Annotated in this window: 23 protein-coding genes; 8 read left to right on the top strand and 15 right to left on the bottom strand. The window is 60.2% G+C overall.

Annotation, left to right across the window (positions count from 1 at the left end):
• Positions 1-13: 13 nt before the first annotated feature.
• From BLW36_RS13810 to BLW36_RS13770, 9 genes are all read right to left on the bottom strand, one after another.
• A complete protein-coding gene (locus BLW36_RS13810; RefSeq protein WP_139304900.1) occupies positions 14-286 on the bottom strand; it encodes a high-potential iron-sulfur protein in 273 nt (90 codons plus the stop codon).
• A 183-nt stretch (positions 287-469) separates the two neighbouring features.
• Complete coding sequence (locus tag BLW36_RS13805; RefSeq protein ID WP_091389758.1) at positions 470-2788, bottom strand: immune inhibitor A domain-containing protein; 2319 nt, start codon at positions 2786-2788, stop codon at positions 470-472.
• Positions 2789-3074: 286 nt separating this feature from the next.
• On the bottom strand, positions 3075-4391 hold the full coding sequence (locus BLW36_RS13800) for a sensor histidine kinase (protein WP_091389755.1): 1317 nt from the start codon (positions 4389-4391) through the stop codon (positions 3075-3077).
• Entirely contained in the window at positions 4391-5746 is a 1356-nt protein-coding gene (locus BLW36_RS13795; RefSeq protein WP_091389752.1) for a sigma-54-dependent transcriptional regulator, read from the bottom strand. The genes BLW36_RS13800 and BLW36_RS13795 overlap by 1 nt, the downstream gene beginning before the upstream one ends.
• A 146-nt stretch (positions 5747-5892) precedes the next feature.
• Positions 5893-6441 (bottom strand): nuclear transport factor 2 family protein, encoded by a 549-nt coding sequence (locus tag BLW36_RS13790; protein WP_170833220.1) that lies wholly within the window; start codon positions 6439-6441, stop codon positions 5893-5895.
• A gap of 74 nt (positions 6442-6515) precedes the next feature.
• Entirely contained in the window at positions 6516-7724 is a 1209-nt protein-coding gene (locus BLW36_RS13785) for an ABC transporter permease (RefSeq protein ID WP_091389744.1), read from the bottom strand.
• A 10-nt stretch (positions 7725-7734) separates the two neighbouring features.
• Complete coding sequence (locus BLW36_RS13780) at positions 7735-9048, bottom strand: ABC transporter permease (RefSeq protein ID WP_091389740.1); 1314 nt, start codon at positions 9046-9048, stop codon at positions 7735-7737.
• Between the two features lie 11 nt (positions 9049-9059).
• Positions 9060-9761, bottom strand: a complete 702-nt coding sequence (locus tag BLW36_RS13775; protein WP_091389737.1) for an ABC transporter ATP-binding protein — start codon at positions 9759-9761, stop codon at positions 9060-9062.
• A 65-nt stretch (positions 9762-9826) separates the two neighbouring features.
• Positions 9827-11107, bottom strand: a complete 1281-nt coding sequence (locus BLW36_RS13770; protein WP_091389734.1) for an efflux RND transporter periplasmic adaptor subunit — start codon at positions 11105-11107, stop codon at positions 9827-9829.
• A 388-nt stretch (positions 11108-11495) separates the two neighbouring features.
• Here BLW36_RS13770 and BLW36_RS13765 point away from each other — a divergent pair, with 388 nt between their 5' ends.
• From BLW36_RS13765 to BLW36_RS13755, 3 genes are all read left to right on the top strand, one after another.
• Complete coding sequence (locus tag BLW36_RS13765) at positions 11496-12989, top strand: SulP family inorganic anion transporter (RefSeq protein ID WP_091389731.1); 1494 nt, start codon at positions 11496-11498, stop codon at positions 12987-12989.
• Entirely contained in the window at positions 12989-13906 is a 918-nt protein-coding gene (locus BLW36_RS13760; protein ID WP_091389727.1) for a universal stress protein, read from the top strand. The genes BLW36_RS13765 and BLW36_RS13760 overlap by 1 nt, the downstream gene beginning before the upstream one ends.
• Before the next feature lie 104 nt (positions 13907-14010).
• Positions 14011-14709: a sterol desaturase family protein gene (locus BLW36_RS13755; RefSeq protein ID WP_091389725.1), complete on the top strand. Its 699-nt coding sequence runs from the start codon at positions 14011-14013 to the stop codon at positions 14707-14709.
• Between the two features lie 32 nt (positions 14710-14741).
• On the opposite strand, the gene BLW36_RS13750 is transcribed toward BLW36_RS13755, so the two are convergent.
• Genes BLW36_RS13750 through BLW36_RS13740 form a run of 3 tightly spaced genes read right to left on the bottom strand, consistent with a single transcriptional unit; the run spans position 14742 to position 17947 of the window.
• On the bottom strand, positions 14742-15446 hold the full coding sequence (locus BLW36_RS13750; protein WP_091389722.1) for an MBL fold metallo-hydrolase: 705 nt from the start codon (positions 15444-15446) through the stop codon (positions 14742-14744).
• A 28-nt stretch (positions 15447-15474) separates the two neighbouring features.
• Positions 15475-16266: a sulfite exporter TauE/SafE family protein gene (locus tag BLW36_RS13745; RefSeq protein WP_170833219.1), complete on the bottom strand. Its 792-nt coding sequence runs from the start codon at positions 16264-16266 to the stop codon at positions 15475-15477.
• A 1-nt stretch (position 16267) separates the two neighbouring features.
• Positions 16268-17947 (bottom strand): aminotransferase class V-fold PLP-dependent enzyme, encoded by a 1680-nt coding sequence (locus tag BLW36_RS13740; RefSeq protein ID WP_091389716.1) that lies wholly within the window; start codon positions 17945-17947, stop codon positions 16268-16270.
• Between the two features lie 190 nt (positions 17948-18137).
• On the opposite strand from BLW36_RS13740, the gene BLW36_RS13735 reads away from it, so the two are divergent.
• Positions 18138-18614 carry an Lrp/AsnC family transcriptional regulator gene (locus BLW36_RS13735; protein ID WP_244506263.1) on the top strand — a complete coding sequence of 159 codons (477 nt, stop codon included), beginning with the start codon at positions 18138-18140 and terminating at the stop codon, positions 18612-18614.
• Here BLW36_RS13735 and BLW36_RS13730 read toward each other — a convergent pair.
• The 3 genes from BLW36_RS13730 to BLW36_RS13720 all read right to left on the bottom strand — a co-directional run bounded on the left by BLW36_RS13730 (position 18611) and on the right by BLW36_RS13720 (position 20519).
• Complete coding sequence (locus BLW36_RS13730) at positions 18611-19351, bottom strand: DUF2238 domain-containing protein (RefSeq protein WP_091389712.1); 741 nt, start codon at positions 19349-19351, stop codon at positions 18611-18613. The two genes, BLW36_RS13735 and BLW36_RS13730, sit on opposite strands and share 4 nt — an antisense overlap.
• Before the next feature lie 79 nt (positions 19352-19430).
• On the bottom strand, positions 19431-20003 hold the full coding sequence (locus BLW36_RS13725; RefSeq protein ID WP_091389708.1) for a tRNA-(ms[2]io[6]A)-hydroxylase: 573 nt from the start codon (positions 20001-20003) through the stop codon (positions 19431-19433).
• An 87-nt stretch (positions 20004-20090) separates the two neighbouring features.
• Entirely contained in the window at positions 20091-20519 is a 429-nt protein-coding gene (locus tag BLW36_RS13720) for an acyl-CoA thioesterase (RefSeq protein ID WP_091389705.1), read from the bottom strand.
• A 568-nt stretch (positions 20520-21087) separates the two neighbouring features.
• On the opposite strand from BLW36_RS13720, the gene fabV reads away from it, so the two are divergent.
• The 4 genes from fabV to lpxL all read left to right on the top strand — a co-directional run bounded on the left by fabV (position 21088) and on the right by lpxL (position 24980).
• Positions 21088-22266, top strand: coding sequence for an enoyl-ACP reductase FabV (fabV, locus tag BLW36_RS13715; RefSeq protein ID WP_091389702.1), 1179 nt, complete (start codon positions 21088-21090; stop codon positions 22264-22266).
• Positions 22267-22503: 237 nt separating this feature from the next.
• A complete protein-coding gene (locus BLW36_RS13710; protein ID WP_091389699.1) occupies positions 22504-23547 on the top strand; it encodes an NADP(H)-dependent aldo-keto reductase in 1044 nt (347 codons plus the stop codon).
• 90 nt (positions 23548-23637) lie between these two features.
• Positions 23638-23871: a DUF2789 domain-containing protein gene (locus tag BLW36_RS13705; protein ID WP_091389696.1), complete on the top strand. Its 234-nt coding sequence runs from the start codon at positions 23638-23640 to the stop codon at positions 23869-23871.
• A 143-nt stretch (positions 23872-24014) separates the two neighbouring features.
• A complete protein-coding gene (gene lpxL / locus BLW36_RS13700) occupies positions 24015-24980 on the top strand; it encodes an LpxL/LpxP family Kdo(2)-lipid IV(A) lauroyl/palmitoleoyl acyltransferase (protein ID WP_091389694.1) in 966 nt (321 codons plus the stop codon).
• Positions 24981-25023 lie beyond the last annotated feature (43 nt).

Below are 25023 nucleotides of genomic sequence, written 5' to 3'. Positions count from 1 at the left end.
CGTATAGCGCTATTTAAGACGGCTTGGGCGCGAATAGGCTGCACCAGCCTTCGGGGGCGATCTTGCCTTCGACAACCTTACACGCTTCGGGCGGCTCGAAGAGCACGCAATCAACACACTTCTGTCCGTTCTTCGGCGTGTCCTGGTATTGCACCGCCTCCTTTTTTGCTTTCGTCTGTGCAGTCGCGCGGTCGGTGGCGATCAGTGCAACCGGCAGCAGTGCCACCGAACTGCTCGTTAATTTGAGAAACTTCCGCCGCGTAATGCCCTGATTCCGTTTGCTCATGACAGATTGACCTCGCAGTGTTGAGGTGGAGGGAATTGGGTTTCTGTCTTTCAGATTAGCTGGGGCGTACGGATTTGCCGCAGTCGGGCAAAATATGCAGGTGGAGTGGTAATTGAGAATCGATCTTGTTTCTTTTTAAAAGGGGCGGCACATAGTGTGCCACCCCTGTAATCCGCAGAAAAATTAACGGTATAACAGTACCTTACCGACGGACTTGTCGTCGCTCTGGGATACCACGCGCACCTTCAGTCCATAGGACGTAATCGCGCGGCCGGCATCGGGAATGGCGGCGTTGCTGAAATCGCCGCTATCGTCGAACACCGCATTGCGCTGGGTGTAATTGTCGCGCAGCAGCAGGTTGTAGTTATCCATCAGGTCGAGGGTAACTTTTTCTGACTTGTCGATACCGAAGGCGGCGTCGCGCACCTGGTAACGGGTAGAGGCCACCGTGCGGTCGTTCCAGGTGTTCGCATTCTGGTCCGCATCGACAACACCGAGGAAGCCGTTACCGGGGTGTACACCGACCCAGTTATTGTCGTACATGGTGTCTCTGTACCAAACTACCAGACCTTCGTTGAATGGCAGCATTTCTCCGGCGACATTTACGTGCGCCAGCCCCTGGTCGATACCGCGATGGGTGCGCCACTCGAGCAGGTAGTAGTGGTCGTGCAGTGTGTAGCCAGGATTGCGAGTGAAGCCGGCGAGGCCGAACGCGCTGCTATCCTCGGCACCGTCGACCAGTACTGGGTTGCCATCGACTGTGATTTCGATGTCGTCGGCGAAGAAACCCGGGTTGGCGACAGCGGCATCGGTCCAGTAGTAAAGAACCAGATAGAACTGCTGGCCGGCATAGGCGCTGAGGTCGAACTCGGCGTCCACCCAGCCACCCGATGTGCCGGTTATGCCGTGCCCGGGGCTGCTTCCGTTGGGGTTAGTGTCGGTGGTGATATTGCCGGGAATGGAGATAAGACCGTTGGCACTATAGGTCGCCACGAATGCGTAATCCCAATCTTGTTCGATATCGTACCAGGCCTTGAAGGTCACTTTGGCGTTACTGGCCTGGCTCAGGTCCACCGGTACCAGCATATAATTGTTCAGCCGGTTGCCCTTGCCGCTGTAGTAAGCGTATTCGCCACTGGCGGGTACGGTGATGTCATTCCTCTTTTGCGGTAGGTCGATGCGTACAGCATCGTTGTTGGTGCCCTTGTGCACTGCCTCGTCCAGCAATGCCTCCAGACCTTCTGCCGGAATATCCTCCAGCGCGACAGTGGCGCCGTGCAGCCAGTTGCCACCGTGATTGTGCTGCAGGAATTCTTTGGCCCAGGCAGAGAAACCGGTGGGCTCGGAGCCGGGAATCACACCCGCCCAGCTGCCGCTGGACATAACAGACCATGAGGATACCGGTTCACCGCGGCCAGTGTACTGGGTGTCGTATTCGTCTGGCAGACCCAGATCGTGGCCGTACTCGTGGCTGACCACGCCAGCGGCCGCGTCAGCGGGCTGGATGGTGTAATCATAAGCACCGAGCATTTCTCCCCAGTCGGCATCGGGTACTTCCGATATAGTACCGGGAATTGGGAAGACGCTGCCCAGATTCCAGCGGTGCGCCCAAATGGCGTCCTCGCCCAGCTGGCCGCCACCGGCCTCCTCGCCGACGGAAGAGTGGAAGATCATTACGTGGTCCACGAGGCCGTCGGCTTCCCAGTAATTGCCATCGCCGTCGAGGTCGTAGCGATCTTCGATATCGAAGTCCGACAAATTCACTGCCGGATCCTCTGCCGCGGCCAGCAGCGCCTCGCGCACCAGCGCGCGGGCATCGCCGTTCACGTTGTTGCCGTAAAAGGCGGCCGGATATTCAGCCGTGTACCAGCCCGCTACGGTGCCTTCGACGTTGTAGCTGTTGCCGGATTGCTGCCAGTAGAACTGTTGCATCGACAGCAGGTTTTCGCCCGCGGGACCGGCGAAGCCGCTGTTGGAGAACAGCAGGTCCTCGTAGTGCTGCGGCGTGTAATCCTCGTAGTACATATTGGATTCGCCGGCTTGAATGCTATTGTGCGGGAAGTCCGGGAATTCCATCAGGATGGCCAGCACACGCGCGGTGCGCGTTTCGCCATCGTAATTTTCAGGCTGCAAAGGTGCGGGACGTTGCTGTTTGGCTATTCCCAATTTGTTGCCGTTGGCATTTTGCAATGCCTGCATGGTGGCGCCATGAGAGTTCGCCATCATTTGCGCAGTTTCAGAATCCATCTTTTTGGACTGGATCTGGCCCTGTGCAGCGCGCTCTTTCAAATAGTCACGCAGGATCTGTTCGGCTTCGGTGAAGGTGGCATTTTCGCCGATACGTCCGGAGCGCTTCAGCATTTCCATCAGTTTTGTTTCGTTGGCAACGGCCAGGTCGACGGGGCCGCCTGTGTGCGCCGGTTTGTCGGCAGCCAGGGCGCCGCCTGCCAGTAAGTTGAGTGCGAGCGCACTGCTAGCCAGTAATCGGTAAGGTCTCAACATGATTCCCTCTTCTTTAACTTTCCTGTAGCAGGGATGGATGATGACGGGCTGAATACGCGGGAGGAAAAGAAGAAAAGCGCTGCCTTGCGCCGATTTCGAGCCGTCCCTAGCCCGCAGCGACCCGAGTGGTTATTGATATACGCGGATCGCTGATAGTTTGACGGGCGGGGGTAGGATGACCGGAAAGAATAGCGCGCCAAGTTATGAGAAATGTTTCAGTTTATGCCTTAACTGGTACGCTAAATCCTAAATAAAGATTGAATTTGGGTTGTACGGACTAATCAATTTATTTTGACCAGGGCAGTCGTATGCTGATCTGCAAGCCGCCACCGGGGCGGTTGTGCAGTTGTATATGGCCGCCGTGGGCATCGACGATCTCGCGACACAGGGCGAGTCCGAGTCCCACGCCCTGGGGCTTGGTGGAATAGAAGGGCAATAGCGCCTGCTGCAATACCCTGTCGCTCATACCGCAGCCGCGATCGCGCACGATCAGCTCCTGTCCGAGTGAGTTGGCATTGATCAGCAGCTCGGTATTATCTTTGTCGCTGCCGGCCTCGGCGGCGTTCTTGAATAAATTCAGCAGCGCCTGTTCGATTTGCACCGGATCGAAATACCCCGGCCGGCTCGGCAGGCTGCCCTGTAGGGTAAATCCGTGCAGCGGCGCGAGGCGATCGATCAGTTCCTGCCACTGCACCGTTTCGCAGCTGGGTGCCGGCAGTTTGGCAAAGCGCGCGTAACCCTGGGTAAATTCGGTCAGGTGCTGACAGCGCTCGGCGATAATATCGAATACTTTCTCCAGCGCCTCTTCCTTACCCGGCTGCTTGATCAGCAGTTTGCCGCTGTGGGCCATCGAAGAGATGGGCGCGAGGGAATTGTTCAGTTCATGGCTGATCAGGCGAATGACCTTCTTCCACACCTGGACCTCGGCACGGGTCAACTCCCGCGTCATTTCGCGAATAACGACCAGGCGGTGTTTCTGTGCGTTGAGCACGAAGGTGCTGTTGCCGATATGCAGTGTTTGGCGATTGTCGCCGTCGCTGTAACCGAACAGGCCGTCCTCGCCCTTGGCTATGGCATCGGCCAATTCCCGGGGGCAGCTGGTCAGCAGGCGCTCGAGCGTCAGCCCCTGTATCGGTCTGCCCTTGTTGAGCAGGTGGCGGGCGCTGCTGTTGGCGTAGATGATGTGATCGCCCTGGTCGACCAGCAGCAGCGCCTGTGGCGAACTCTGGATAACCGTGTCGAGCAACAGTTCGCGCTGGTATATGTGCGCGCGCTCGCGGCGCAATATCTCGCCGACTTCATTGTATAGTTTGGTCAGCTGTCCGAGCTGGTCACCACGTCTGGTCGCCAGCGATATCGAGAAGTCGCCGTCGCGGAAATTCAGCAGTCCGCCTTCGAGCGCATTCAGGGTGCGGCTGAGCGGGCCGGTGACGAGCCTGAGCAGGAACAGGGTGATCGGCAGGGCGAGCATAAGGCCCGACGCCCATGCGAGGCGTGGATCCATGTCGAAGTACAGCAGCGCAAACGGAATACTGGTGCCGGCGATTACTGCAACGACCGAGATGGCGGTGACGCGACCCTCGAGAGAGATTTGCCTGGACATCAGTAGGGAATACCGTATTTATCCAGGCGGCGGTAGAGTGCCTGCCGGCTCATGCCGAGCTCCCGCGCCGCCTGGGCGATGACGCCATTGCAGCTGGTCAGGGTCTGTTCCAGTAGCTCGCGACTCGGCTCAAAGCTGACATCGGCTTTGTCGATACTCTGCTCCGCCGGCAGCGCCAGCGTTTGCTCATCGATCGTTTCGGACTGGCTCAGTACCGCAGCGCGCTGCATGGTGTTCTGCAATTCGCGCACATTACCCGGCCAGCGATAGCGCATCAGCGCCGACTGTGCCTGCGGCGACAGCTGCTTCGTCTCACCCGGCCCCATATCGAGGAAGCTGCGTGCCAGCGGCAATATATCTTCTGGTCGGTCGCACAGTGGTGGCAGTTTCAGCTCGATCACATTCAGGCGGTAGAAGAGGTCCTGGCGAAAATTTCCGTCGGCAATCTGTTGCGGCAGATCGCTGTTGGTCGCGCTGATCACGCGCACCCTGACCTTGCGGGTCTGACTGCTGCCGAGACGCTGGAACTCGCCGGTCTGCAATACCCGCAACAATTTCACCTGGCCGCTGGCGGACAGCTCACCGATCTCGTCGAGAAACAGAGTGCCGCCGTCAGCCGCTTCGAAGCGACCCTGGCGCGCGCGATTGCCGGCACCGGTGTAGGCGCCCGGCTCGGCGCCGAACAGTTCGGCCTCCATCAGTTCCTCCGGCAGTGCGCCTACGTTGACTTTGATATAAGGGCCGTCGCGCAGCGGCGAGTTGGCCTGCACGATATCGGCAATTTTTTCCTTGCCGGCGCCGTTGGGGCCGGTGATCAGTACCGGCACATCCGACCTGGCCACCTGGGTGGCCATTTCCAGCAGCTTCTGCATCGCATCGCTGCGGTAGATGATGTTTTGCAGATCGAAATTTTCGCGCAGTTGCTCGCGTGCCTGCCTGGCTTGCTGCTGCGACTTGCGCTGTTGTTCCTGCAGTTCATTCAGTTCCAGTAGGTTTTTGACCGTCGAAATCAGCTTGTTGTCGTCCCAGGGCTTGCCCAGGTAGTCGGCTGCGCCGGCCTTGACCAGCTCCACGGCCATTTCCAGCTGCGTCCAGGCGGTGAGCAGAATTACTGGCAGGTCCGGCTTGATGTCCCGAATGGCAAAGAAAAGCTCGCGCCCTTCCTCTCCGGATGTGGTGTCCGCAGTGAAGTTCATATCCTGAATGACCAGGCTTACATCCGGGTTTTCACGCAGTAATTGCAGGCCAGCAGGGGGGGTAACGGCGCTCACTGTATCGATGCCGTGCAGGGACAACAACAACTCAAGGGCTGAAATGATGCCCGGGTTGTCGTCGATGATCAGTACCTTTTCCATTGCTTTGCCGTTATTAAGATCCGTAATTGAGGCCGCGCTGACATTATGCCCTTATACCGGTATTCGTGAAATGGCGGGCAGGTGCACGGCGCGTAGAGGGGGGTGGACTTGGCCAGGCGTTGCGCCTGGCGCGTGATGGTCCAGGGTTACTCGGAACCTTCTGCGGCGGGCTGGTGGTCGTAGCTCAATACTCGAGCCAGCTTCCATTGTCCGGATACCTTTTGCCAGACGTGAGTAAACTGGCCGGTTTCGCGTAAGACCGGCGCCTTACCCGGCGGCAGCCCGTAAAACTTGTGCGTACCCGTCTGAATGGCTCCGAAATTATTCAGCGGGAAAATCCTGACGCTGTCGGCGATCAGCTCCCGTCGCGCCTGTATATTACGGCCGGTCTTACGACCTTCGCACATATCGCGAATCGATTTCAGAAACTCGGCACCGGAATCGGCGGTCTTGCCCCACTTGTCGTGGTAGAACTCAAAGTCTTCCGTTACCAGGCTCTGGGAAGCATTCAGGTCGCAGCGATTGAAAACGGCCTCGAATAGCCGGCGGTCCGCGGCAGAAATCTCCTCGATCAGGCTCTGGGGTGTTGTCGGACCCGCTACCACAGGGTGCTCCTCTGCCTGTGCGGATAGCGGGGCAGATAGGGTGGCAGAGAGAGCGGCAATAGATAACAGTGCTCCTAGCAGCTTTGGCATGGGAATTCCTTGAATTTTTTGCAGGTAAGGCAAGGGGGATTTCTCCCCCTTGTTTTTCATACAGGAAATGGCGATTAGACGCTTCTGGTGGCCATGGCCGGAGATATATTGGCTGCGCGGATGGCAGGAGCCAGGGCTGCCGTTACGCTGACGCTCAGCAGTATCGCCGCGCAGATCAGCAATGTCGCCATCGACAGGGCGGGCTGGCTGAACTGGTTCACCATAAAGTGATTGATCACCTGCGCTGCCGCCATGCCGATTACCAGGCCAGTGCCGGCGATCAGGGTGTTTTCCACCAGGAAGTAGCGACTGATATTGGCACGGGTAGCGCCAAGCGCACGCCGCACACCGATCTGCTTGCTGCGCTGGTTAATCCAGAAAATCGTCAGGCCGATAATGCCGAGGGCGACGATAAAGGTCAGCAGCGTCATCACGGCAGACAATACCTTCACCATGACATTGTCACTGACGTAGCTCTGCGCCATCTTCTTTGACAGCGTATCCAGGTGGATAACACGCTGCGGATCGCGTTCGGCCAGTTTCTCCTCAATCTGTTTGTACACGACATCGCGCTGGCCCGGCTCGGTGCGGATCAGGTAGCGCTTGTGATTGCCGGTCACCAGCAGTGGATAGAAGGCCACCTGGCCTGCCTTCGACCAGCTGGGCCAGGCGCCCAAATGCCGTTCTACCACACCGATGATCTCCCTCGGTTTGCCGTCACCGCCGCTGTAGAAGAATTTGCCCACGGCGTCTTCACCGGGAAACATCACGTCGGCGAATTTCTGCGTGATGATGGCAACGCGCGGTTCATAGGTATCATTGGGACCAATCACATCGAAGTCCGCACGGGTGAAGTTGCGACCGGCCACCAGGTTCAATCCCAGCGTATCGATGAAGTGTTCGTCGGTCTGGTAGTAGTTGGCGTTCTCACCACCGATTTCCTGGTTCGGCTCGGTGAAGTAGGTGCTGGCGGAGCCGGACCCCGATAGCGGTATCTGATTGGTCACCGTCGCATCCATGACTCCCGGCATATTGCGCAGTAACTCAAGGTCTGCGGCAACGGCGCTGGCCATATCGTAATTTACCGGCACTGGCATAAAGGTCACGGAGATGATATCGCTGACCGCTATGCCGGTCGGGCGCGCGATCTTCTCCAGGCGGTCCTGAACGATTACGGTGGCGTTACTGACAATCGCCAGCGTCAGCGCCAGCTGCAACGCGATCAGCAGTGCGGAAATCTTGTTGCGCCACAGGGCGGACAACATGGGTTTCAATTCAAACATGGCGCTGTCCTCACTGGGTTTTCAGGTAGATGGAGGGGTTGGTGCGGCTGATACGCCAGGCCGGATACAGGCCCGCCAGCAAGCTGGCCAGTACCGCCAGTCCGATTGCGGCGAGTACCATCAGCCAGTCCATTGACGCGATCTGATCGATCCGCCCCATGGCCAGTTGGCGTACACCGCCGAGCCCCAGCAGCGACAGTAGAATACCCAGCAGCCCACCGAGCACGCCGATACAGCTGCTCTCGATCAGGTGCTGGATAAAGATTGCATTGCGACTGGCGCCCAGTGCGCGGCGCACACCGGCCTCCGGTGCCTTGCGCAAAAACTTGGCCAGCAGCAGCGCTACCGCGTTGACCACACAGACCAGCAGGAAGGCCAGTGACAGCCAGCCGAGTACCCGGTTGTCGTCGCGCAGGACTTCGTTCAGCACCAGCCACTCGGACGGCTTGGATAGGGCAAATTTCAGTGGACGTTGGAAGCGACCCTGCTCCTTCTGCTGGCGAATATAGCCGGTCAGGTACTCCTCGTATTTTTCCTTCTGTGCCGCTGTGTCGAGCTCCACCCAATATTGAACCCAGACGCTCTCGCCCTGCAGGAACCCCTCGTAACCCTCTTCGTTCGAATGTGACCAGCCGTTGGTGTTGCCCCAGCTGTAAATCTCGAATTTCCGGTGCAGGCCAAACGGTATGTAGATTTCCTCGCTGTCGGCGAACGGGTTGTTGTTCAGGTCATAGACCTTTGGTGACGGGTTCCAGTGATCGATGATCCCGACCACGGTGAAGGGTTCACCGTTCAGGTTGATGGTCTTGCCGACACTGTTTTCCCCTCCGAACACCTTGTCATTGGTGGCTTTGGACAGCACCACCTGTTGCACCGGAGAGAAGTCCGCATCTGCGTTCCAGGTGCCACCGAACAGGAACGGCACATCAAACAGGCCGAAGAAGTCCGCCGTGGTGATGCGGGCATCGGCAGTAAACGGGCGCATCTCCGACTCGTCCAGCGTGATCGTAAAGCCAAAACGGTGCATGGCCACCTGGCGCGTCGGAATATCCGAGCGCAGTAATGCGGTCGCATCCTGGTAGGTCAGCTGCCAGGGCAGCTCATTGGCGGTGTCAGCCGCCTCGTTTGGATCCCAACCGTCCAGCTGCACCGCGTAGAGCACGTCGTCTTTATGGGCGAGGGCATTCTGCGACATCATGTAGTTCAGGGTCAGCACCGTCATGCACGCGCCGACACCGACGGCGATGGCCGCGATCATCAGGGTACTCAATATTGGCGTGCCGCGCAGGCTGCGCATCGCCAGGGAAATGTAGTAACCGATCATGACAGTCTCCCTTATGCGATTTCGCGGGCGGCGCCGACAGTGCCGTGCTGCAGATCGGAAACCTGGCCATCGACGATCTGGATATTGCGGTGCGCGCGGCGCGCCAGATCCGGATCGTGGGTAACCATGACGATGGTGGTGCCCCACTCGTTGATGAATTCCAGCAGCTCCATTACCTGGCGGGCCATCAGCGAGTCCAGGTTACCGGTCGGTTCGTCCGCGAGCAGGAAGCGCGGTTCACCGGCGAGTGCGCGGGCGATGGCAACGCGCTGCTGCTGACCGCCGGACAGCTGCGCCGGCAGATGCTTGGCGCGTGCAGACAGGCCGACCTGTTCCAGCACTTTCTCGATGCGCTTTTTGCGCTCCTTGGCATTGAAGCCGCGGTAGCGCAACGGAACGTCGATATTGTCGAACAGGTTCAGGTCCGGGATCAGGTTGAAGCCCTGGAAAATGAAGCCGATTTTTTCATTGCGCAAACGGGAGCGGTCGCGATCATTCAGGCTGCTGACATCCTCGCCATCCAGCAGGTACTGGCCGCCGGTGGGGGTTTCCAGCAGGCCGGCGATATTCAGGAAGGTGGTCTTGCCGGAGCCACTGGGGCCGGTGACGGAAACGAACTCGCCTTCGTTCACTTGCAGGCTGAAATCCCGCAGCGCGTGGGTTTCTATGGTGTCGGTGCGATAACTCTTGCGGATATTGTGCATTTTCAGCATGGCGAATTTCCCTTTTGTTTTGACTTTGATTCTTCGTTAAATGTTGTGCGATAAAAAACGGAGGCTTATTGCTTGAGTGCAACCAGTTGTGCGTTTTCCAGTTGCTCGGCGGAGGAAACGATAATGCGATCCCCCTCCTTCAGGCCCGAGACGATTTCCACCTGGCTCAGGCCGAGGGCGCCGATCTGGATGGGCACCCGCTCCGCCTGCTGGTCGTCGTTGAGGCGGAATGCGTAGCGGCCGCCGCTCTGATCGAGGAAGGAGCCGCGCTTGACCAGCATGACGTCGCTGCGGTTTTCCAGCAGGATGCGGGCGGTCAGGCGCAGGTTCTGGCGCAGGTTTTGTGGCTGTCCGTCGGTGAAGCGCACGCGTGCCTGCACCTGGTTGTTGATGACTTCGGGGGATATCGCGGTGATCTCGCCGGGCAGCTTCTTACCGCCGAGGTTGATTTCCACTGCCATCGCCAGCCCGAGGTCGTCGGCGTAGTTTTCCGGCACGGCAGCTTCCAGCTCGAAGCTGGTCAGGTCGACCACGGTAATCAGAGGGGCGTTGGCCGGTATGGCGCTGCGCTGGGCTACGGCCAGGCTGCCGATAGTGCCCTTTACCGGCGACAGAATCTTCAGGTCGCGTACCCGGCGCTCCAGCTCTGTCACCTGCAGTTTTTGCTGGGAGACCTGCAGTTCCAGGGTCTGGGTTTCAAACGCGAGAGACTCCTTCTCCAGCTCGGCGTTCTGCACCGCCTGTTCGTATTCCAGCTGCGCCCGCGCCAGGTCGTCGCCGGTCTTCTCGAAGTCCAGCTGCGAGATGATCTGCTTCTCCATCGATAATTCCGCGCGTTTCTGTTCGCGGCGGGCGGCGGTGAGATTGACCTTGGCCAGGTCGGCCTTCTGCTGGTTTTCCAGCTGCTGGCGCTTGGCCTGGATCTTCTGCCGCTGCAGTTCGACGGTCAGTTTGTTGAGCAGCGCTTTCTCCTGCGCCAGCTGATTGGTCAGCTCCGGGCTGTCCACCTCCGCCAGCAGCTGGCCCTGCTCGACACTATCGCCGGCCTTGACTGCAAACTTGACGATGCCTTGGGCCGGGCTATACAGGGTGGGGCTGTTGGCGGCCACCACCTTGCCCTGCACGACCAGATCTCGGATCAGGTCGCCACGCTCCACCTGGGCGATGTTGATGCGCGACAGTGACAGGGTGCTGTCCACCGAGCCGGTGGCGTGCCAGGAGCTGATACCCCAGGCCAGGAAGGCGAGGGTCAGCAGGGCGGCGCTACCGATTTTCAGTGTCTTAGGGTTTTTCCACGCTGGTACTGCGGCGACTTGTACGTCCTGCCCCGAGGTGTCTCTGATCATTACCGTTGTTCCTGAACAGTGTTTCTCTTTAATTTCTTGTCACCGGCGCTGCGTTTATCAAAGTTGTGACGCGCGGGCGGTCGACTTTGGATGCAGGGCGGCATATCCACTTGGCCCCGCTTTGTGTTGCACTAACGCAAGGGCCGTGCCAGTTTTTTGCCGCCTGTTAAGTGCTTGAAATTATTGAGGTTTTTATTTGTTTGGCGATGGCGGACACCACTGCAGGTGTCCGCTGCAGGTGTCCGCTGTCCGCCTCGCGGTCCGCCGGACATAAGCGCCAGTTTTCCGGCCAACCTCCAGGTTGGGGGCGTTTGCCGGAAATGCGGGGCAGGGGCCATTTGTGGTAGAGTGCGCGGCCTTTTTTTGACCAATTCCGTAATTGCTACCTATGTTGCTCTCCTCAACCAAAGCCGACTGGTTCGGTAATATCCGCCGCGACGTACTCGCCGGCCTGGTGGTGGCCCTGGCGCTGATTCCAGAAGCCATCGCCTTCTCCATCATCGCCGGCGTCGACCCGCGGGTCGGTCTCTACGCGTCTTTCTGTATCGCGGTGGTGATTGCCTTTGTGGGTGGTCGCCCGGGCATGATTTCTGCTGCCACCGGCGCCATGGCGCTGCTGATGGTGACGCTGGTTAAGGAGCACGGCCTGCAGTACCTGTTGGCGGCGACACTGCTGACCGGCGTGCTGCAGATCATCGCCGGCTACCTGAAGCTGGGCAGCCTGATGAGCTTTGTCTCCCGTGCGGTGGTGACCGGCTTCGTGAATGCGCTGGCGATTCTGATCTTTATGGCGCAGATGCCGGAGCTGATCGGCGGCAGCTGGCAGGTGTACGCGATGACCGCGGCGGGCCTCGGTATCATCTACCTGTTTCCGCTGATTCCGGTGATCGGCAAGACAGTGCCGTCACCGCTGGTCTGCATCCTGCTGCTGACCGGAGTGGCGGTCACTATGGGGCTGGATATCCGCACCGTGGGTGATATGGGCGAGTTACCGGATACGCTGCCGATCTTCCTGTGGCCGGAGGTGCCGCTGAACTTCGAAACGCTGCAGATTATCTTCCCGTACTCCGCCGGCCTGGCAGTCGTTGGCCTGCTGGAATCTCTGATGACCGCCACCATCGTCGATGACATCACCGATACGCCGAGTGACAAGAACCGCGAGTGCAAGGGGCAGGGCATCGCCAATATCGCCGCCGGCACCCTGGGCGGCATGGCCGGCTGTGCGATGATCGGCCAGTCGGTCATCAACGTGAAATCCGGTGGTCGCGGCCGCCTGTCGACGCTGGTGGCGGGTGTCGGCCTGCTAACACTGGTAGTGTTCCTGAGCGACTGGGTGGCGGTGATTCCGATGGCGGCGCTGGTGGCGGTAATGATTATGGTGTCTATCGGTACCTTCAGCTGGGACTCCATCCGCAATCTGAAGCGCCACCCGCTGTCCACCAATCTGGTGATGCTGGCCACAGTGATTGTGGTAGTGTGGACCCACAACCTGGCCTATGGTGTATTTGTCGGCGTGCTGCTGGCGTCGCTGTTCTTCGCCAACAAAGTGAGCCACTTTATGTATGTGGCCAGCGAGCTGGATGAAGCCGAGAGCCGCCGCACCTATAAAATCGTCGGACAGGTATTTTTCAATTCCGCCGACAAGTTTGTCGCTGCGTTTGATTTCAAGGAAGTGGTGGATAAAGTAGTCATCGACCTGAGCCGCGCCCATTTCTGGGATATCTCGGCGGTACACGCGCTGGACAAGGCGGTAATCAAGTTCCGCCGCGAAGGCGCTCAGGTGGAGCTGGTGGGCTTGAACGAAGCCAGCGAGACGATCGTCGACCGCTTTGGCGTGCACGATAAACCGGAAGAAATCGAGAGAGTCCTCGGAGGACACTGATGACCGTCAACAGTAGTGCCAATAACAATAACAGCGAGAGCAATAAAGAAGTCAACGGCCACAGCCAGCAGCCGCTGGTGTTGTCCTGTATCGACGGCTCCCACTACACCAGCGCGGTATGTGACTACGCCGCCTGGATCGCAGTCAATATCTCCGCACCGTTGAAGCTGCTGCACAATATCGAGCGCGGCAATGTGCCGGCGGTGGCGGACCTGACCGGCAGCATCGGCCTGGGCAGCCAGGAGGAATTGCTGGAAGAACTGACGGCGCTGGAGCAGCAGCGCTCACGCCTGATGGTACAGCAGGGCAAACTGATGTTGCAGGCGGCGCGGGAGCGCGCCGAGCAGGCGGGCGTAAAGCAGATCGCCACCTGCCAGCGACACGATAGCCTGAGCGAATCGCTGGTCGAGTTGGAAGACAGCATCCGCGTGCTGGTCCTGGGCATCCGCGGCGAGGAGCACGGTGGCTCCGAGCAGGGCCTGGGTGCCCATCTGGAAACCGTGGTGCGCTCGCTGCACAAGCCGATTCTGGTAGTGAACCGGGAGTTCGAACCGCCGCGCCGGATCATGCTGGCCTACGACGGCAGCGACGCGGCGCGCAAGGCGCTGGCACTGGTGGCCGAGAGCCCGCTGTTCCGCGAGCTGTCCTGTCACCTGGTTTTTGTCGGCCCGGCCGAGACTGCCGAGGGCCTGCTGGCGGAAGCCAGCGCAGTGCTGGACACCGCCGGCCTGGAGGTGACCGCAAGCCGTCTCGAGGGTAAGACGGTCGAGGCGCTGACGGCCTACCAGGCGCAGCACAAAATCGACCTGACCGTGATGGGAGCCTTCAGCCACAACCGCCTGCGGGACCTGCTGATGGGCAGCATCACGGCGAAAATGTTGTTGAGCACTCAGCAGCCGCTGCTGCTGTTAAGATAGTCTCCCTACGCTTGCCGGAGCCTGCTCGCAGTTTTACGGGCGTATCCTTCTGAAGGTGGGCTCCAGCGGCTACGCCAATCACTGTCTGTGAATGAGTGCCGCCGATGAAAAATAATAAAAAACCTGACGAATACCGCCAGCGCTACCGCACTGAGTTTATCGGTCCCCACTACAGCGGCTGGCTGCACCTGGCCTTTACCATCAGCGCCAGCCTCGCCGTCATTGCCTTTAGTCTGCTGCAGTTAGACGAGCCCACGTGGTATCAGTGGCTGACGCTTCCCATCGCCTTTATATACACGAACCTGATGGAGTATTGGGGGCATCGCGGCCCCATGCACAACCGGCGCAAGTGGCTCGGTGGCGTCTACCGGCGTCACACCCTGCGCCATCACCGCTTCTTCCGCGATGACGCCATGGCCTATGAAAACAGCCGCGATTTCCACGCAGTGCTGTTCCCACCGGTGTTGGTGGCGTTTTTCCTGTTGGCCACGGTAGTGCCGTCGGCACTGCTGGTGCACTGGCTGCTCGGTGCCAATGTGGCCTGGCTGTATGTGGCCACGGTGTTTGCCTATTTCCTGAATTACGAGCTGCTGCACTTTGCCTATCACGTGCGCGAGGAGTCGTGGGTCGGCCGGCTGCCGGGCATGGCGACGCTACGCCGGCTACATACCCAGCATCACGATCCGCGCCTGATGCAGCGCTTCAATTTCAATATCACCTATCCCATCGGCGACTGGCTGTTCGGCACCCTCTACCGACCGGACAGCGTGTCCGGCGACACGCGCTCAGAGGCACACGGCTAGTGGCATACGGCTAGCGCAGCTGTCAAAAGTTGTCACGCTTCCCGCAGCAGCCCGCCGTTCAGATTGGCCGGTACGGCAATATCCATCTGCTTGGGGCGGTCCAGTTTTAGCTGCCTCATCAACCGTACATATTCGCGCTGGTCGCCGACCTGAAGCCTCGGGTTGTGCCGGCGTTCCTCGCCGATGGTGCTGGAGGTCATACCGCGGTAATCGTGCCCGGGATACACAACGGTGTCATCGTCGAAGCACATGATCCTGTCCACCAGGCTGCGGTACTGCGCCTCGGCATCTCCCTGCTGAAAGTCAGTGCGGCCGGTACCGCGAATCAGCAGCGTATCGCCGGTAAACAGCAGGTCGGCGGGCTTTGCCGGCAGGCGGAAGCAGTAGGAGTCGTCGGTGTGGCCGGGCGTATAGATGGCTTGCAACTTTACCCGCTGCAGGCGAATCCAGTCACCGTCGCCCACTTTTCTGGTGATACCCCGGGCGAGTGAGCGCTCGCCGTGCACGGTTTCACAGCCGGTGAGTTCGCGCAGCCTTCCCAGTGCCGAAATGTGGTCCGCATGTAAGTGGGTGTCGATGGCGTAAACAAGAGCCAGTTGGAGCTCCTGCAGCAACTGCTGGTAGGTCTCCATTCTGTCCAGCACCGGATCTATCAGCAGGGCCTGGCCACCGGGTTCATCGGCAATCAAATACGTGAAGGTGCAGGAAGCATCATCGAATAATTGTCGCAACAGCATGGAATATCCCGAATTCTTATTAGTGGTTTTATGTCTGGATTTTCGACAGCGTGACGGCCATCAGGCCGATCACACCCAGGGCAAACAGTTTCTGTAACCTCGGGCCGCTGAAGCCGCGGGCGAGCAGGGTGCCGGCGATAATGCCAATAACGCTGCCGAGGCTGCTGTAGCCGAGAATTCCTAGCGGGACCTCAGCCACTGCCAGCAAGTGGAAGGCGAAGCCGGTAGCGCTGACGAGGGCCACGACGATCAGCGAGGTGCCGATCGCTCTCCTGATTTCCATACCCAACTGCAGTGTCAGCAGTGGCACTATCAGAAAACCCCCGCCGACACCGAACAGGCCGGAGAGCAGTCCGGCCAGGCTGCCAGTAAGCAACAGCGAGCTGGTTTTACTCCAGGATTTTCTTGCGGTATCCGCCATATCGGTGTCGCGGTACGGGTTTGCCTGGCGAGTAGCCTGACTGCTGCCGGCCTGATGCCACATGCGCAGGGCGAGGCCGATCGCCAACAGCGCAAAGCCGCTCAGCAAAAACTTCTCATCGATCTGCGACCCCAACCAGCGTCCGGCCGGCGCGGTCAACATACCGGACAGTGCCAGCATCAGACCCGGATGCCAGGCCAGGTCGCGGCTGTTGTTGCGCAGCCAGACGCCGGTGAGCGCCGCCACGCTGACAGCGCCCAGGGCGAGTCCCATGGCGTCATTGACCGACAGGCTCAGCAGCACGATATAAAGTGGCACGGCAAAGATGGAGCCGCCGGCCCCGGTGAGCCCCAGGATCAGCCCGACCGCCAAACCCACCCCAATGGTTTCGGCGATCACTTTAGAATCCTTGCGCTTGTGTAACCTCTTGCGGCGCGACAAACCAGCGCAGCTGTTCCGCCTCCGCCGGCAGTTCCAGGCTGTAGCGGGTGGCATCGCGCCGCTCGCGGCAGAGCTCGCGCTCCGCCAGCGCCAGCTGCTCCTGCAGGCATACATCGGCAGCTGCGGTCGGGGCGGCAGGTGATTCGAGCTGGCTGAAATCCAGCTCGGCGAGGCTGGCTGCCAGTGCCGTTTTGATGTCTTGGAAGCGCCAGACGCCGTGGGATGCGTCGAATCGATAGTAGGGCAGCAGTCTCCAGCCGTGCTCCGCGACCAGCTCCACCGCGCGTACCAGGTATTCGAACGTCGCTTCGTCGAGAAAGTAGTTGAAATTAAGGCGTACCCAGCCAGGCCGTAACACCATAAAGCCTTCGAGTAACTGTGCTTCCAGCGCCCTGCTGTAATCCATATCCATGCCCAGCAGGGCGTGGCCGTAGGGGCCGGCACAGGAACAGCCGCCGCGGGCCTGGATACCGAACAGGTCATTGAGCAGCGCCACGACAAAACCGTAGTGCAGATCATCGCCACGCCACTTGATACGCAGTGAGGTAATGGACAGGCGCGGCGCGTTTGGATTGCCGAGGATCTCGATATTTTCGCACTCGGACCAGCGCGCTAGCGCGCGGTGCACGAAATCCGCCTCACGTTTCTCGATTTCGTCGGTGCCCACCGCCTGTTGCAGCTTGAACACCAGCCCGGCGCGAATGGATTCGACAATCGCGGGCGTGCCGCCCTCTTCACTGCGCTCGGCATTGTCCAGATAGCGATGGTCCTCCGGCGTCACGTAGAGCACGGTGCCGCCGCCGGGGACCGCCGGCACGGAATTGTTCAGCAGTGACTGTTTGACGACGAGAATGCCCGGTGTGCCGGGGCCGCCGATGAATTTGTGCGGGGAAATAAATACGGCGTCCTTGCTGCTATCGCCATTCGCATTCTTTTCGCCGCTCATATCGATGGCGACATAGGGCGCAGCGGCGGCGTAGTCCCAGAAAGACAGGGCGCCGTGCCTGTGCAGCAGTCGCGTCACCCTGTCGACATCGGTTTTGATACCGGTGACGTTCGACGCGGCGGAAAAGCTGCCGATTTTCAGCGGCCGTGCGGCATAGGCGCGCAACTGGGTGTCCAGCGCGTCGGTGTCCAGCATGCCCTCCGCGTCGAGGGGAATACAGACCAGCTCGGCGATGCTCTCGCGCCACGGCAGTTCGTTGGAGTGGTGCTCGTAGGGGCCGATAAAGACTACCGGCCGCTCGTGCGGCGGAATCTGTTCCAGCAGCCGATAGCGCTGGTCCAGGTCCGCCGGCAGGCGCAGGTTGAGGATATCGATCAGCTTGTGCACGGCGGCGGTGGCGCCGGCGCCGCAGAAGATCACGCGGTCGTCCGCGCCGGCGTTGACGGCACGGCGAATCTCATCGCGGGCCTGCTCGCGCAGGGCGGTGGTCTGGGCGCCGGTATAGGAGGTCTCGGTGTGCGTATTGGCGTAGTAGGGCAGCACCTGCGTGCGGATATGATCCTCGATAAAGCCCAGCGCGCGCCCGGACGCCGTGTAATCGGCGTAGACCAGTGGCTTACGGCCGAATGGGGTGTCGATCGGCTGCAGGTCGCCGATGACCGATTCGCGAATAGTTTTTATCAGTGCGGTCATACCCTACTTCTCTACGCTTATTCGAGGCGCATACTGTAGAGGTATTGCACTGAAACAATGTCTCTGCCTGAGTCAGTCAGTCCGCTTTTTTCGGGCTATCGTTTCATGTATTGTCATATTTCGAAACAAATGTGCATTGAGACTGTGTTAACGGGAACGCTTTCTGGCGGGAATGAGAGGGGGATATGCGGTGGCGGCGAAGATAAGCCGGCAGGACCGGCAGATACTGGAGCTGTTGCAGCGGGATGCGACCCTGTCCGTTGGCGATATCGCCGAGCGGGTGGGGCTGTCGAAGTCCGCCTGCTGGCGGCGCATTCACAAGCTGGAGGAGGACGGGGTGATTCGCGAGCGGGTCACCCTGCTGAACCAGGACCAGGTCAACCTGCCGCTGACGGTCTATATCGCGATCCGCACCAACCAGCACAATGACCAGTGGGCGGCACAGTTCAGCCAGGTGGTGCAGGGGATCGCGGAGATCCTGGAAGTGCACCGCATGAGCGGCGACCTGGATTACCTGATCAAGGCGGTGGTGACCGACATGCCGGGCTACGATCGCCTGTACAAGGAGCTGATCAAGGCGGACCTGTTCGATGTCAGTTCCAGCTTCGTGATGGAAACGATGAAGCAGACCACGCAGCTGCCGCTCAATTACATCTCCGGCAATTAATGCTCGGCGTCGGCCGCACGGCGCGCCCCCCGCCTTCCTCTCCTGCGCAACCATTCCCGGATCCGCACTTCGCCGAGTATGCGGTCGTCGCCGGGGACGCGCAGGCTGTTGCGGATCTCCTGCCAGGCTCTCGAGTTCAGCCACAGATTGGCCAGCAGCACGATTAGCATTGCGATAATCGCGCCGATACCCGCCAGCAGCATATCTTTCTGCGCATCCCATATGTCGCCCTGACTGCCGAGAAAGGCGAGGCCGAGTTCCGGTGATACCCGATCCGCCGCCTGCCACTCGATGATCTCGTAAATGGAAGACAGCGCAAAAGTGACGTCGACGGGGAAGAAATAGGCCCAGAAACCGCGCAGGCCGGCCAGGCGTATCAGCACCTCGCGCACCGGGTAGGCGAGCAGCAGGCCGAAACAGAAGTGCACCAGGCGGTCGTACATATTGCGTTCCGCGCCGACCCACTGCTGCAGCGTCGCGCCGAACGGCACCTCCGCGTAGGTGTAGTGAGAGCCGATCACATGCAGGCACATAAACAGCGTGATCAGTGCATAGGACACATTCGACAGCCGGAAGGCGCGCGCGCTGACCAGCACGACGGGCACCGCGATAAACACCAGGTAGTTTTCCAGCAGCCAGTCATCCGGGTGCAGCGGTTGCCATGCGGCCCAGCCCCAGGTGAGGGCGAAGACAGTCAGGAGTCCGATCTGGAAAGCGTAGCGGTGTAGAAATTTCATAGTATTGGATAGCGTCGGCCAAGTGTTGCCGTTCGGTTGCAGTTGGATTTTTTTCCCGGGAGCCGAAATTCAGGGCCTCTCAGTGCAGCGCCGCGCGGTGGGGCAGAGCTTCGGTAATGGCCGCCTCGGCATCGAGCAACTGGTCCAGCCGCGCTTCCACGTCATTGGGGGGGAAATACTCCAGCGCCAGCTCCACGAACAGTTCGTGGTGGCGGGCTTCGCTGTCGGTAATTACCTGATAAAAGGCTTTCAGCTGGCCTTCGGGCAGCGCCGCGGCGACCAGGCCGAAACGTTCGCAGCCACGCGCCTCGATAATGCCGCCGGTCAGCAACCGGTCCAGCAGGTATTCCCGCGGTCCGCGGCGGATCAATTTGCGGATGGCGTGGATATAGGGATCTTTCTCGTCCGGCGCCTGATAAATACCGCGCTCGTGCATGATCTTGATGACCTGGCGGAAATGATTCATTTCCTCCAGCGCCAGATTCACCATCGCCTCGACCAGCACCGGTTTATCCGGATAGTGGGAGAACATCGAGACAGCCATTCCCGAGGCTTTCTTCTCCGCGGCGGCGTGGTCCTGCAGAAAGCGATCGAAATCGGCGAGCACGGGCTCGGTCCAGGCTTTGGGGGTGATGAATCGCAGATCGAACATAGTGACGGCGGCTGCTGGTGAGACACAGGAAAAGCGTGATTATACCGCCGTTGGAAGGATCGGGCTCCGTGCGGAGCCCGAGCGAATTCAGCTCGCCAGTCGCTGCTCGCGCAGCTCCCGCTCGCGCTGCGTGGCCAGGCGCGCCTCCTCCAGTGACATGCCGGCTTTGTTGTGCGGGGCCGGTTTGCCATCGGCATCCAGCGCCACGAAGACGATTCGCTCGACCTGGATAATCAGTTCGCGGGTCTGCTTGTTGCGCACCTCACAGTGCACCGTCAGGGAGGTGCGGCCGATGGCGACCACCTCGAAGCCGAACTCCACCACATCGCCGCAGAAAGCCGAGCTGACGAAGTCGATTTCCGACATCAGTTTGGTCACCACCATCGGCGTGCCCATCTGGCAGCCGGCGAAGATCGCCGCCTCCTCGTCTATCCACGCCAGCAGCTGACCGCCGAACAGCCGTTGTGCCGGGTTGAGATCACCGGGTTTAACGAAATGACGTGAGTAGTATTTCATGCTTACCTCTTTACCTTGCCTGAGTTGTAGGCACTTGCCCTGCCTTGGTTGATACCGCCCGACCTAGCCGGGTGGAGTAAACGAGATGCGCTGCCATGCGCACCCGCCGGAAGTGTCCGAGAACTGCCCAATCTGTCAGTTCGCAGATGCTTCCACTCATGGAATTGCACACAGCGTGCCAACGCGAAGTTACACAAATGGCGCCGATTGCCGTGAAATCGGCGCCAAGTTGCGGCAGTCACGCGGTGTAAGCGCGCACCGGCACGGGGCCTCTGCCCCCGGATAGGGCGGCAGCGTCGGATGTGGCCGCTTTGGCCGCGTAGGGGGATATTCTGGACACGGATTCCGCCACCTTGTGACAGCCGCTATGGGACTCGGGGGCAACTGCCATTAGAATGCGTCACCAATGTGACTCGCGCGTCGATGCGCTCGCCCGCCATCCATGGCGGTTGCCTACGCGTCCATGCTCGCTGTCCGGCCGCTCCAGGTATTCGCGGCGCCGTCGGCCAGACGAATTTGTGACTAACGAACAACCACGATTCCCAGAGTAAGGGGGAGACTGACAGGCATGATTATCCAGCCGAAAGTACGCGGTTTTATCTGCACCAACGCCCACCCGCAGGGCTGTGCCGCCAACGTGCGCGAGCAGATTGAATACATCAAATCCCAGCCGGCTATCGAGGACGGCCCGAAAAACGTGCTGGTGGTGGGTGCCTCCACCGGTTACGGCCTGGCCTCGCGCATTACCGCCGCCTTCGGCTGCGGTGCCAACACCCTCGGTGTCTTCTTCGAGAAGCCGCCGACGGAGAAGCGCACCGCCTCCGCCGGCTACTACAACTCCGCAGCGTTCGAGGAAGAGGCGCACAAGGCCGGTCTCTACGCCAAGAGCATCAACGGCGATGCCTTCTCCGACGAGATCAAGGCCAAAGCCATTGAGATGATCAAGGAGGATATGGGCAAGGTGGATCTGGTGGTCTACAGCCTAGCCTCCCCGCGCCGCACCGATCCGAAGACCGGCGAACTGTACAGCTCCGTGCTGAAGCCGATCGGCAAGTCCTACACCGCCAAGAACCTGAACACCGACAAGCTGGAAATCTCCGACATTTCCGTTGAGCCGGCGAGCGAAGAGGAGATCGCCGCGACGGTAAAAGTCATGGGCGGTGAAGATTGGGAACTGTGGATGGACGCCCTGGGTAAGGCCGGCGTGCTGGCCGACGACTGCAAGACCGTTGCCTACACCTATATCGGCGAGAAACTGACCTGGCCGATCTACGGCCACGCCACCATCGGCAAGGCGAAGGAAGACCTGGACCGCGCCGCCAAGGCGATCAGCGACAGCGGCAAGGCCGATGCCAATGTGGCGGTACTGAAAGCGCTGGTGACTCAGTCCAGCTCCGCGATCCCGGTGATGCCGCTGTATATCTCCCTCGTCTACAAGGTGATGAAGGAAGAGGGCACTCACGAGGGCTGTATCGAACAGCTGTATCGCCTGTACACCGAAGGTCTCTACACCGACACGCCGCGCCTGGACGATACCAACCGTTTCCGCATGGACGACAAGGAGCTGCGCCCGGAGACCCAGGCCAAGATCGAGAAGCTGTGGCCGGAAGTGACCGAGGAAAACCTGTTCGAGCTGACCGATTACAAGGGCTATCAGGAGGATTTTCTGAAGCTGTTCGGTTTCGGTGTTGACGGTGTCGACTACGACGCCGATGTCAGCCCGATAGTCGACGCGGATTTCAAATAATCCTCGGATTCGGAACAATCCGAATCCGGAAGTGAAGGCCCTGCGGCCGGGGGCGTTCGTGAAACATTTGCCGATAAGGCTGTTGAGCGAATGCCCCCGGCCGCAGGGCCGCCTCAGGGCTTTCTGACTGCGGCACCTTTCCTAAGGCAGCCAGCAAGATCGCGGCCAACGAGCGCTCCTACAACTCCTCCCCCCGAGCCTGCATAATCACCCTCTTTGATCTGCAGGAGCTTCTCCATGGAATACCGCCAGCTCGGCACCACCGATCTCAACGTCAGCCTGATCTGTCTCGGCACCATGACCTACGGTGAGCAGAACACGGAAGCGGAGGCTTTCGAACAGCTGGACTACGCGCTGGATCACGGGGTGAACTTTATCGACTGCGCCGAGATGTACCCGGTACCGCCGCGACCCGAGACCCAGGGGCGCACCGAGGAGTACATCGGCAACTGGCAGGCGGCGCGGGGTAACCGCGACAAATTTGTACTCGCCACCAAGGTCACCGGCCGCGGCGACGCAAACTCCGGCGTCGGCCATATCCGCGGCGGCCCGCGCCTGAACCGCACACAGATACTCGAGGCCTGCGACGATTCCCTAAAGCGCCTGCGCACCGACTATATCGATCTATATCAGGTGCACTGGCCCGAGCGTCAGGCCAATTTCTTCGGCCGCCTCGGCTACGAGCACGGCGATGATGACGGTATCGCCATCGCCGAGACCCTGGATGCGCTGGACGAGCTGGTAAAGGCCGGCAAGGTGCGCCATATCGGAGTTTCCAACGAGACCCCCTGGGGCATGCACAGATACCTGCGCCTCGCCGCCCATGGCAACAAGCCGCGCGTCGCCTCCATCCAGAACCCCTACAGCCTGCTCAACCGCACCTTCGAAGTGGGGTGTGCCGAGATGGCGATCCGCGAGAAGTGCGGACTGCTGGCCTATTCGCCTCTGGGTTTTGGTGTCCTGTCCGGCAAGTACCTGGGCGGCAGCAAGCCCGACGGCGCGCGCCTGACCCTGTACGAGCGCTTCCAGCGCTATACCGGCCCGCGAGCGGTGCAGGCGACCGAGGCCTACGTGGCGCTGGCGCGCGAATTCGGCCTGGTTCCGGCGCAGATGGCGCTCGCTTTCGTCAACCGGCAGCCGTTCGTGACATCCAATATTATCGGTGCCACCACAATGGAGCAGCTGCGCAGCAATATTGCCAGCGTCGACGTGGTGCTGGATGATGATCAGCTGGCCGCTATTGAGTCTGTGCACGGCATGAACCCCAATCCGGCGCCCTGAGTGCGGCTGGCCTGCCGCGCCCATGGCTTACTATACTGATGGAATCGGTTTTTACTTGTCGATCTGAACGCAAATAAATCGGGAGCGACTATGGACACCTCCGGACATCACAACCTCAACGATCTCTTTGCCCAGCTGGGACTGCCCTCGGAGGATGCGGCCGTTGACGAGTTTCTGGCTCGCCACCACCTGCAGGGCGATGAAAAGTTGGCCAAGGCGCCATTCTGGTCCGATGTACAGCGCGAGTTCCTGCAGGAGGCGATACAGGATGACTCCGACTGGTGTGAAGCAGTCGATGAGCTGGACACCCTGCTGCGCCACTGACCCGTGAACCCCGGGCGCCGGCAACGCCGTGCCGGCGCGCCCCCAGCACTTACGTCCCAGTCCCCGCCTTCTTCCGCTATAATGCGCGGCTTTCGACCAATTCGCCCGGCGCTGTGATATCGCGGGCCAGATAACAACATCCGATGGAAAAACCCCGATTCCGCGCGGCGCTGCTGCATCCGCGCTACTGGCTCACCTGGCTCTCATTTGCGCTCTGGTTTCTCGTCGCCCAGCTGCCGTATCGCTGGCAGCTGGCGCTGGGACGCCTGCTCGGCAGGCTGATGCTGCGTCTGGCACCGAGCCGCCGCACCATCGCCGAGCGCAATCTGGCGCTGTGCTTCCCCGAGCAGAGTGATGCGCAGCGCGCCGAGTTGCTGCGGCGCAACTTCGAGTCCAATGGCATCGCGCTGATGGAAACCGGCATGGCCTGGTTTCGCTCGAGCCGCTGGCTGCGCAAGCGTTTTACCATCGAGGGCCTGGAATACCTGCAGGAGCCCCAGTCTCGCGGCCAGGGGGTGGTGATGCTGGCGATGCATTTCACCACGCTGGAGATCGGCGCCCAGTTTATGTCCCTGTGCCACAAGATCGACGGTATGTACCGGCCGCACAAGAACCCGGTCTACGACTATATGCAGCGCAAGGGGCGCGAGCGCCACGGCGAGGACTCTGAGGTGTTTCAGCGTAAGGACGTACGCGGCATGCTGCGAGCGTTACAGCGCGGTCGCGCCGTCTGGTATGCGCCGGACCAGGACTACGGCATCAAGCAGGGCGTGTTCGCGCCGCTGTTCGGAGTGCCGGCGGCGACGGTGACCGGAACCTCGCGCTTCGCCCGCGTCGGGCGGGCGTTGGTGGTGCCCTACACGGTGACGCGCCTGGAGGGCGGCGCCGGCTACCGGGTCAAGGTCTATCCGCCGATCGAGGAAATTCCGTCCGGCGACGAACTGCGGGACGCGGTGCTGGTCAATCAGTTTGTAGAGGCGCGCATGCGCGAGAACCCGGAACAGTACATGTGGGTGCATCGTCGCTTCAAAACCCGCCCGGAAGGGGCGCCCAACGTTTACGAAGGCGTGCGCAAGAAGAAAAAGAAGCGCAGGAAAGTGGCGAAATAAGGCCCGAGAATCCCGAATTATCAGGCCCTGGCCGCTGGCATAG

The sequence above is a fragment of the Microbulbifer marinus genome (assembly GCF_900107725.1).
In the GTDB taxonomy this organism is placed as follows: domain Bacteria; phylum Pseudomonadota; class Gammaproteobacteria; order Pseudomonadales; family Cellvibrionaceae; genus Microbulbifer; species Microbulbifer marinus.
Note: the sequence above shows the minus strand (reverse complement) of the source record. Positions and strands in the feature narration are given on the sequence as shown.

What these genes read in the sequence shown, in the direction of transcription:
- BLW36_RS13755 (WP_091389725.1), top strand. Translation starts at nt 14,011, where the DNA reads ATGAAAAATAATAAAAAACCTGACGAATACCGCCAGCGCTACCGCACT.
- BLW36_RS13790 (WP_170833220.1), bottom strand. Translation starts at nt 6,441, where the DNA reads ATGCCAAAGCTGCTAGGAGCACTGTTATCTATTGCCGCTCTCTCTGCC.
- BLW36_RS13765 (WP_091389731.1), top strand. Translation starts at nt 11,496, where the DNA reads ATGTTGCTCTCCTCAACCAAAGCCGACTGGTTCGGTAATATCCGCCGC.
- BLW36_RS13775 (WP_091389737.1), bottom strand. Translation starts at nt 9,761, where the DNA reads ATGCTGAAAATGCACAATATCCGCAAGAGTTATCGCACCGACACCATA.
- BLW36_RS13780 (WP_091389740.1), bottom strand. Translation starts at nt 9,048, where the DNA reads ATGATCGGTTACTACATTTCCCTGGCGATGCGCAGCCTGCGCGGCACG.
- BLW36_RS13770 (WP_091389734.1), bottom strand. Translation starts at nt 11,107, where the DNA reads ATGATCAGAGACACCTCGGGGCAGGACGTACAAGTCGCCGCAGTACCA.
- BLW36_RS13750 (WP_091389722.1), bottom strand. Translation starts at nt 15,446, where the DNA reads ATGCTGTTGCGACAATTATTCGATGATGCTTCCTGCACCTTCACGTAT.
- BLW36_RS13720 (WP_091389705.1), bottom strand. Translation starts at nt 20,519, where the DNA reads ATGAAATACTACTCACGTCATTTCGTTAAACCCGGTGATCTCAACCCG.
- fabV (WP_091389702.1), top strand. Translation starts at nt 21,088, where the DNA reads ATGATTATCCAGCCGAAAGTACGCGGTTTTATCTGCACCAACGCCCAC.
- BLW36_RS13760 (WP_091389727.1), top strand. Translation starts at nt 12,989, where the DNA reads ATGACCGTCAACAGTAGTGCCAATAACAATAACAGCGAGAGCAATAAA.
- BLW36_RS13795 (WP_091389752.1), bottom strand. Translation starts at nt 5,746, where the DNA reads ATGGAAAAGGTACTGATCATCGACGACAACCCGGGCATCATTTCAGCC.
- BLW36_RS13725 (WP_091389708.1), bottom strand. Translation starts at nt 20,003, where the DNA reads ATGTTCGATCTGCGATTCATCACCCCCAAAGCCTGGACCGAGCCCGTG.
- BLW36_RS13705 (WP_091389696.1), top strand. Translation starts at nt 23,638, where the DNA reads ATGGACACCTCCGGACATCACAACCTCAACGATCTCTTTGCCCAGCTG.
- lpxL (WP_091389694.1), top strand. Translation starts at nt 24,015, where the DNA reads ATGGAAAAACCCCGATTCCGCGCGGCGCTGCTGCATCCGCGCTACTGG.
- BLW36_RS13805 (WP_091389758.1), bottom strand. Translation starts at nt 2,788, where the DNA reads ATGTTGAGACCTTACCGATTACTGGCTAGCAGTGCGCTCGCACTCAAC.
- BLW36_RS13740 (WP_091389716.1), bottom strand. Translation starts at nt 17,947, where the DNA reads ATGACCGCACTGATAAAAACTATTCGCGAATCGGTCATCGGCGACCTG.
- BLW36_RS13730 (WP_091389712.1), bottom strand. Translation starts at nt 19,351, where the DNA reads ATGAAATTTCTACACCGCTACGCTTTCCAGATCGGACTCCTGACTGTC.
- BLW36_RS13785 (WP_091389744.1), bottom strand. Translation starts at nt 7,724, where the DNA reads ATGTTTGAATTGAAACCCATGTTGTCCGCCCTGTGGCGCAACAAGATT.
- BLW36_RS13710 (WP_091389699.1), top strand. Translation starts at nt 22,504, where the DNA reads ATGGAATACCGCCAGCTCGGCACCACCGATCTCAACGTCAGCCTGATC.
- BLW36_RS13810 (WP_139304900.1), bottom strand. Translation starts at nt 286, where the DNA reads ATGAGCAAACGGAATCAGGGCATTACGCGGCGGAAGTTTCTCAAATTA.
- BLW36_RS13800 (WP_091389755.1), bottom strand. Translation starts at nt 4,391, where the DNA reads ATGTCCAGGCAAATCTCTCTCGAGGGTCGCGTCACCGCCATCTCGGTC.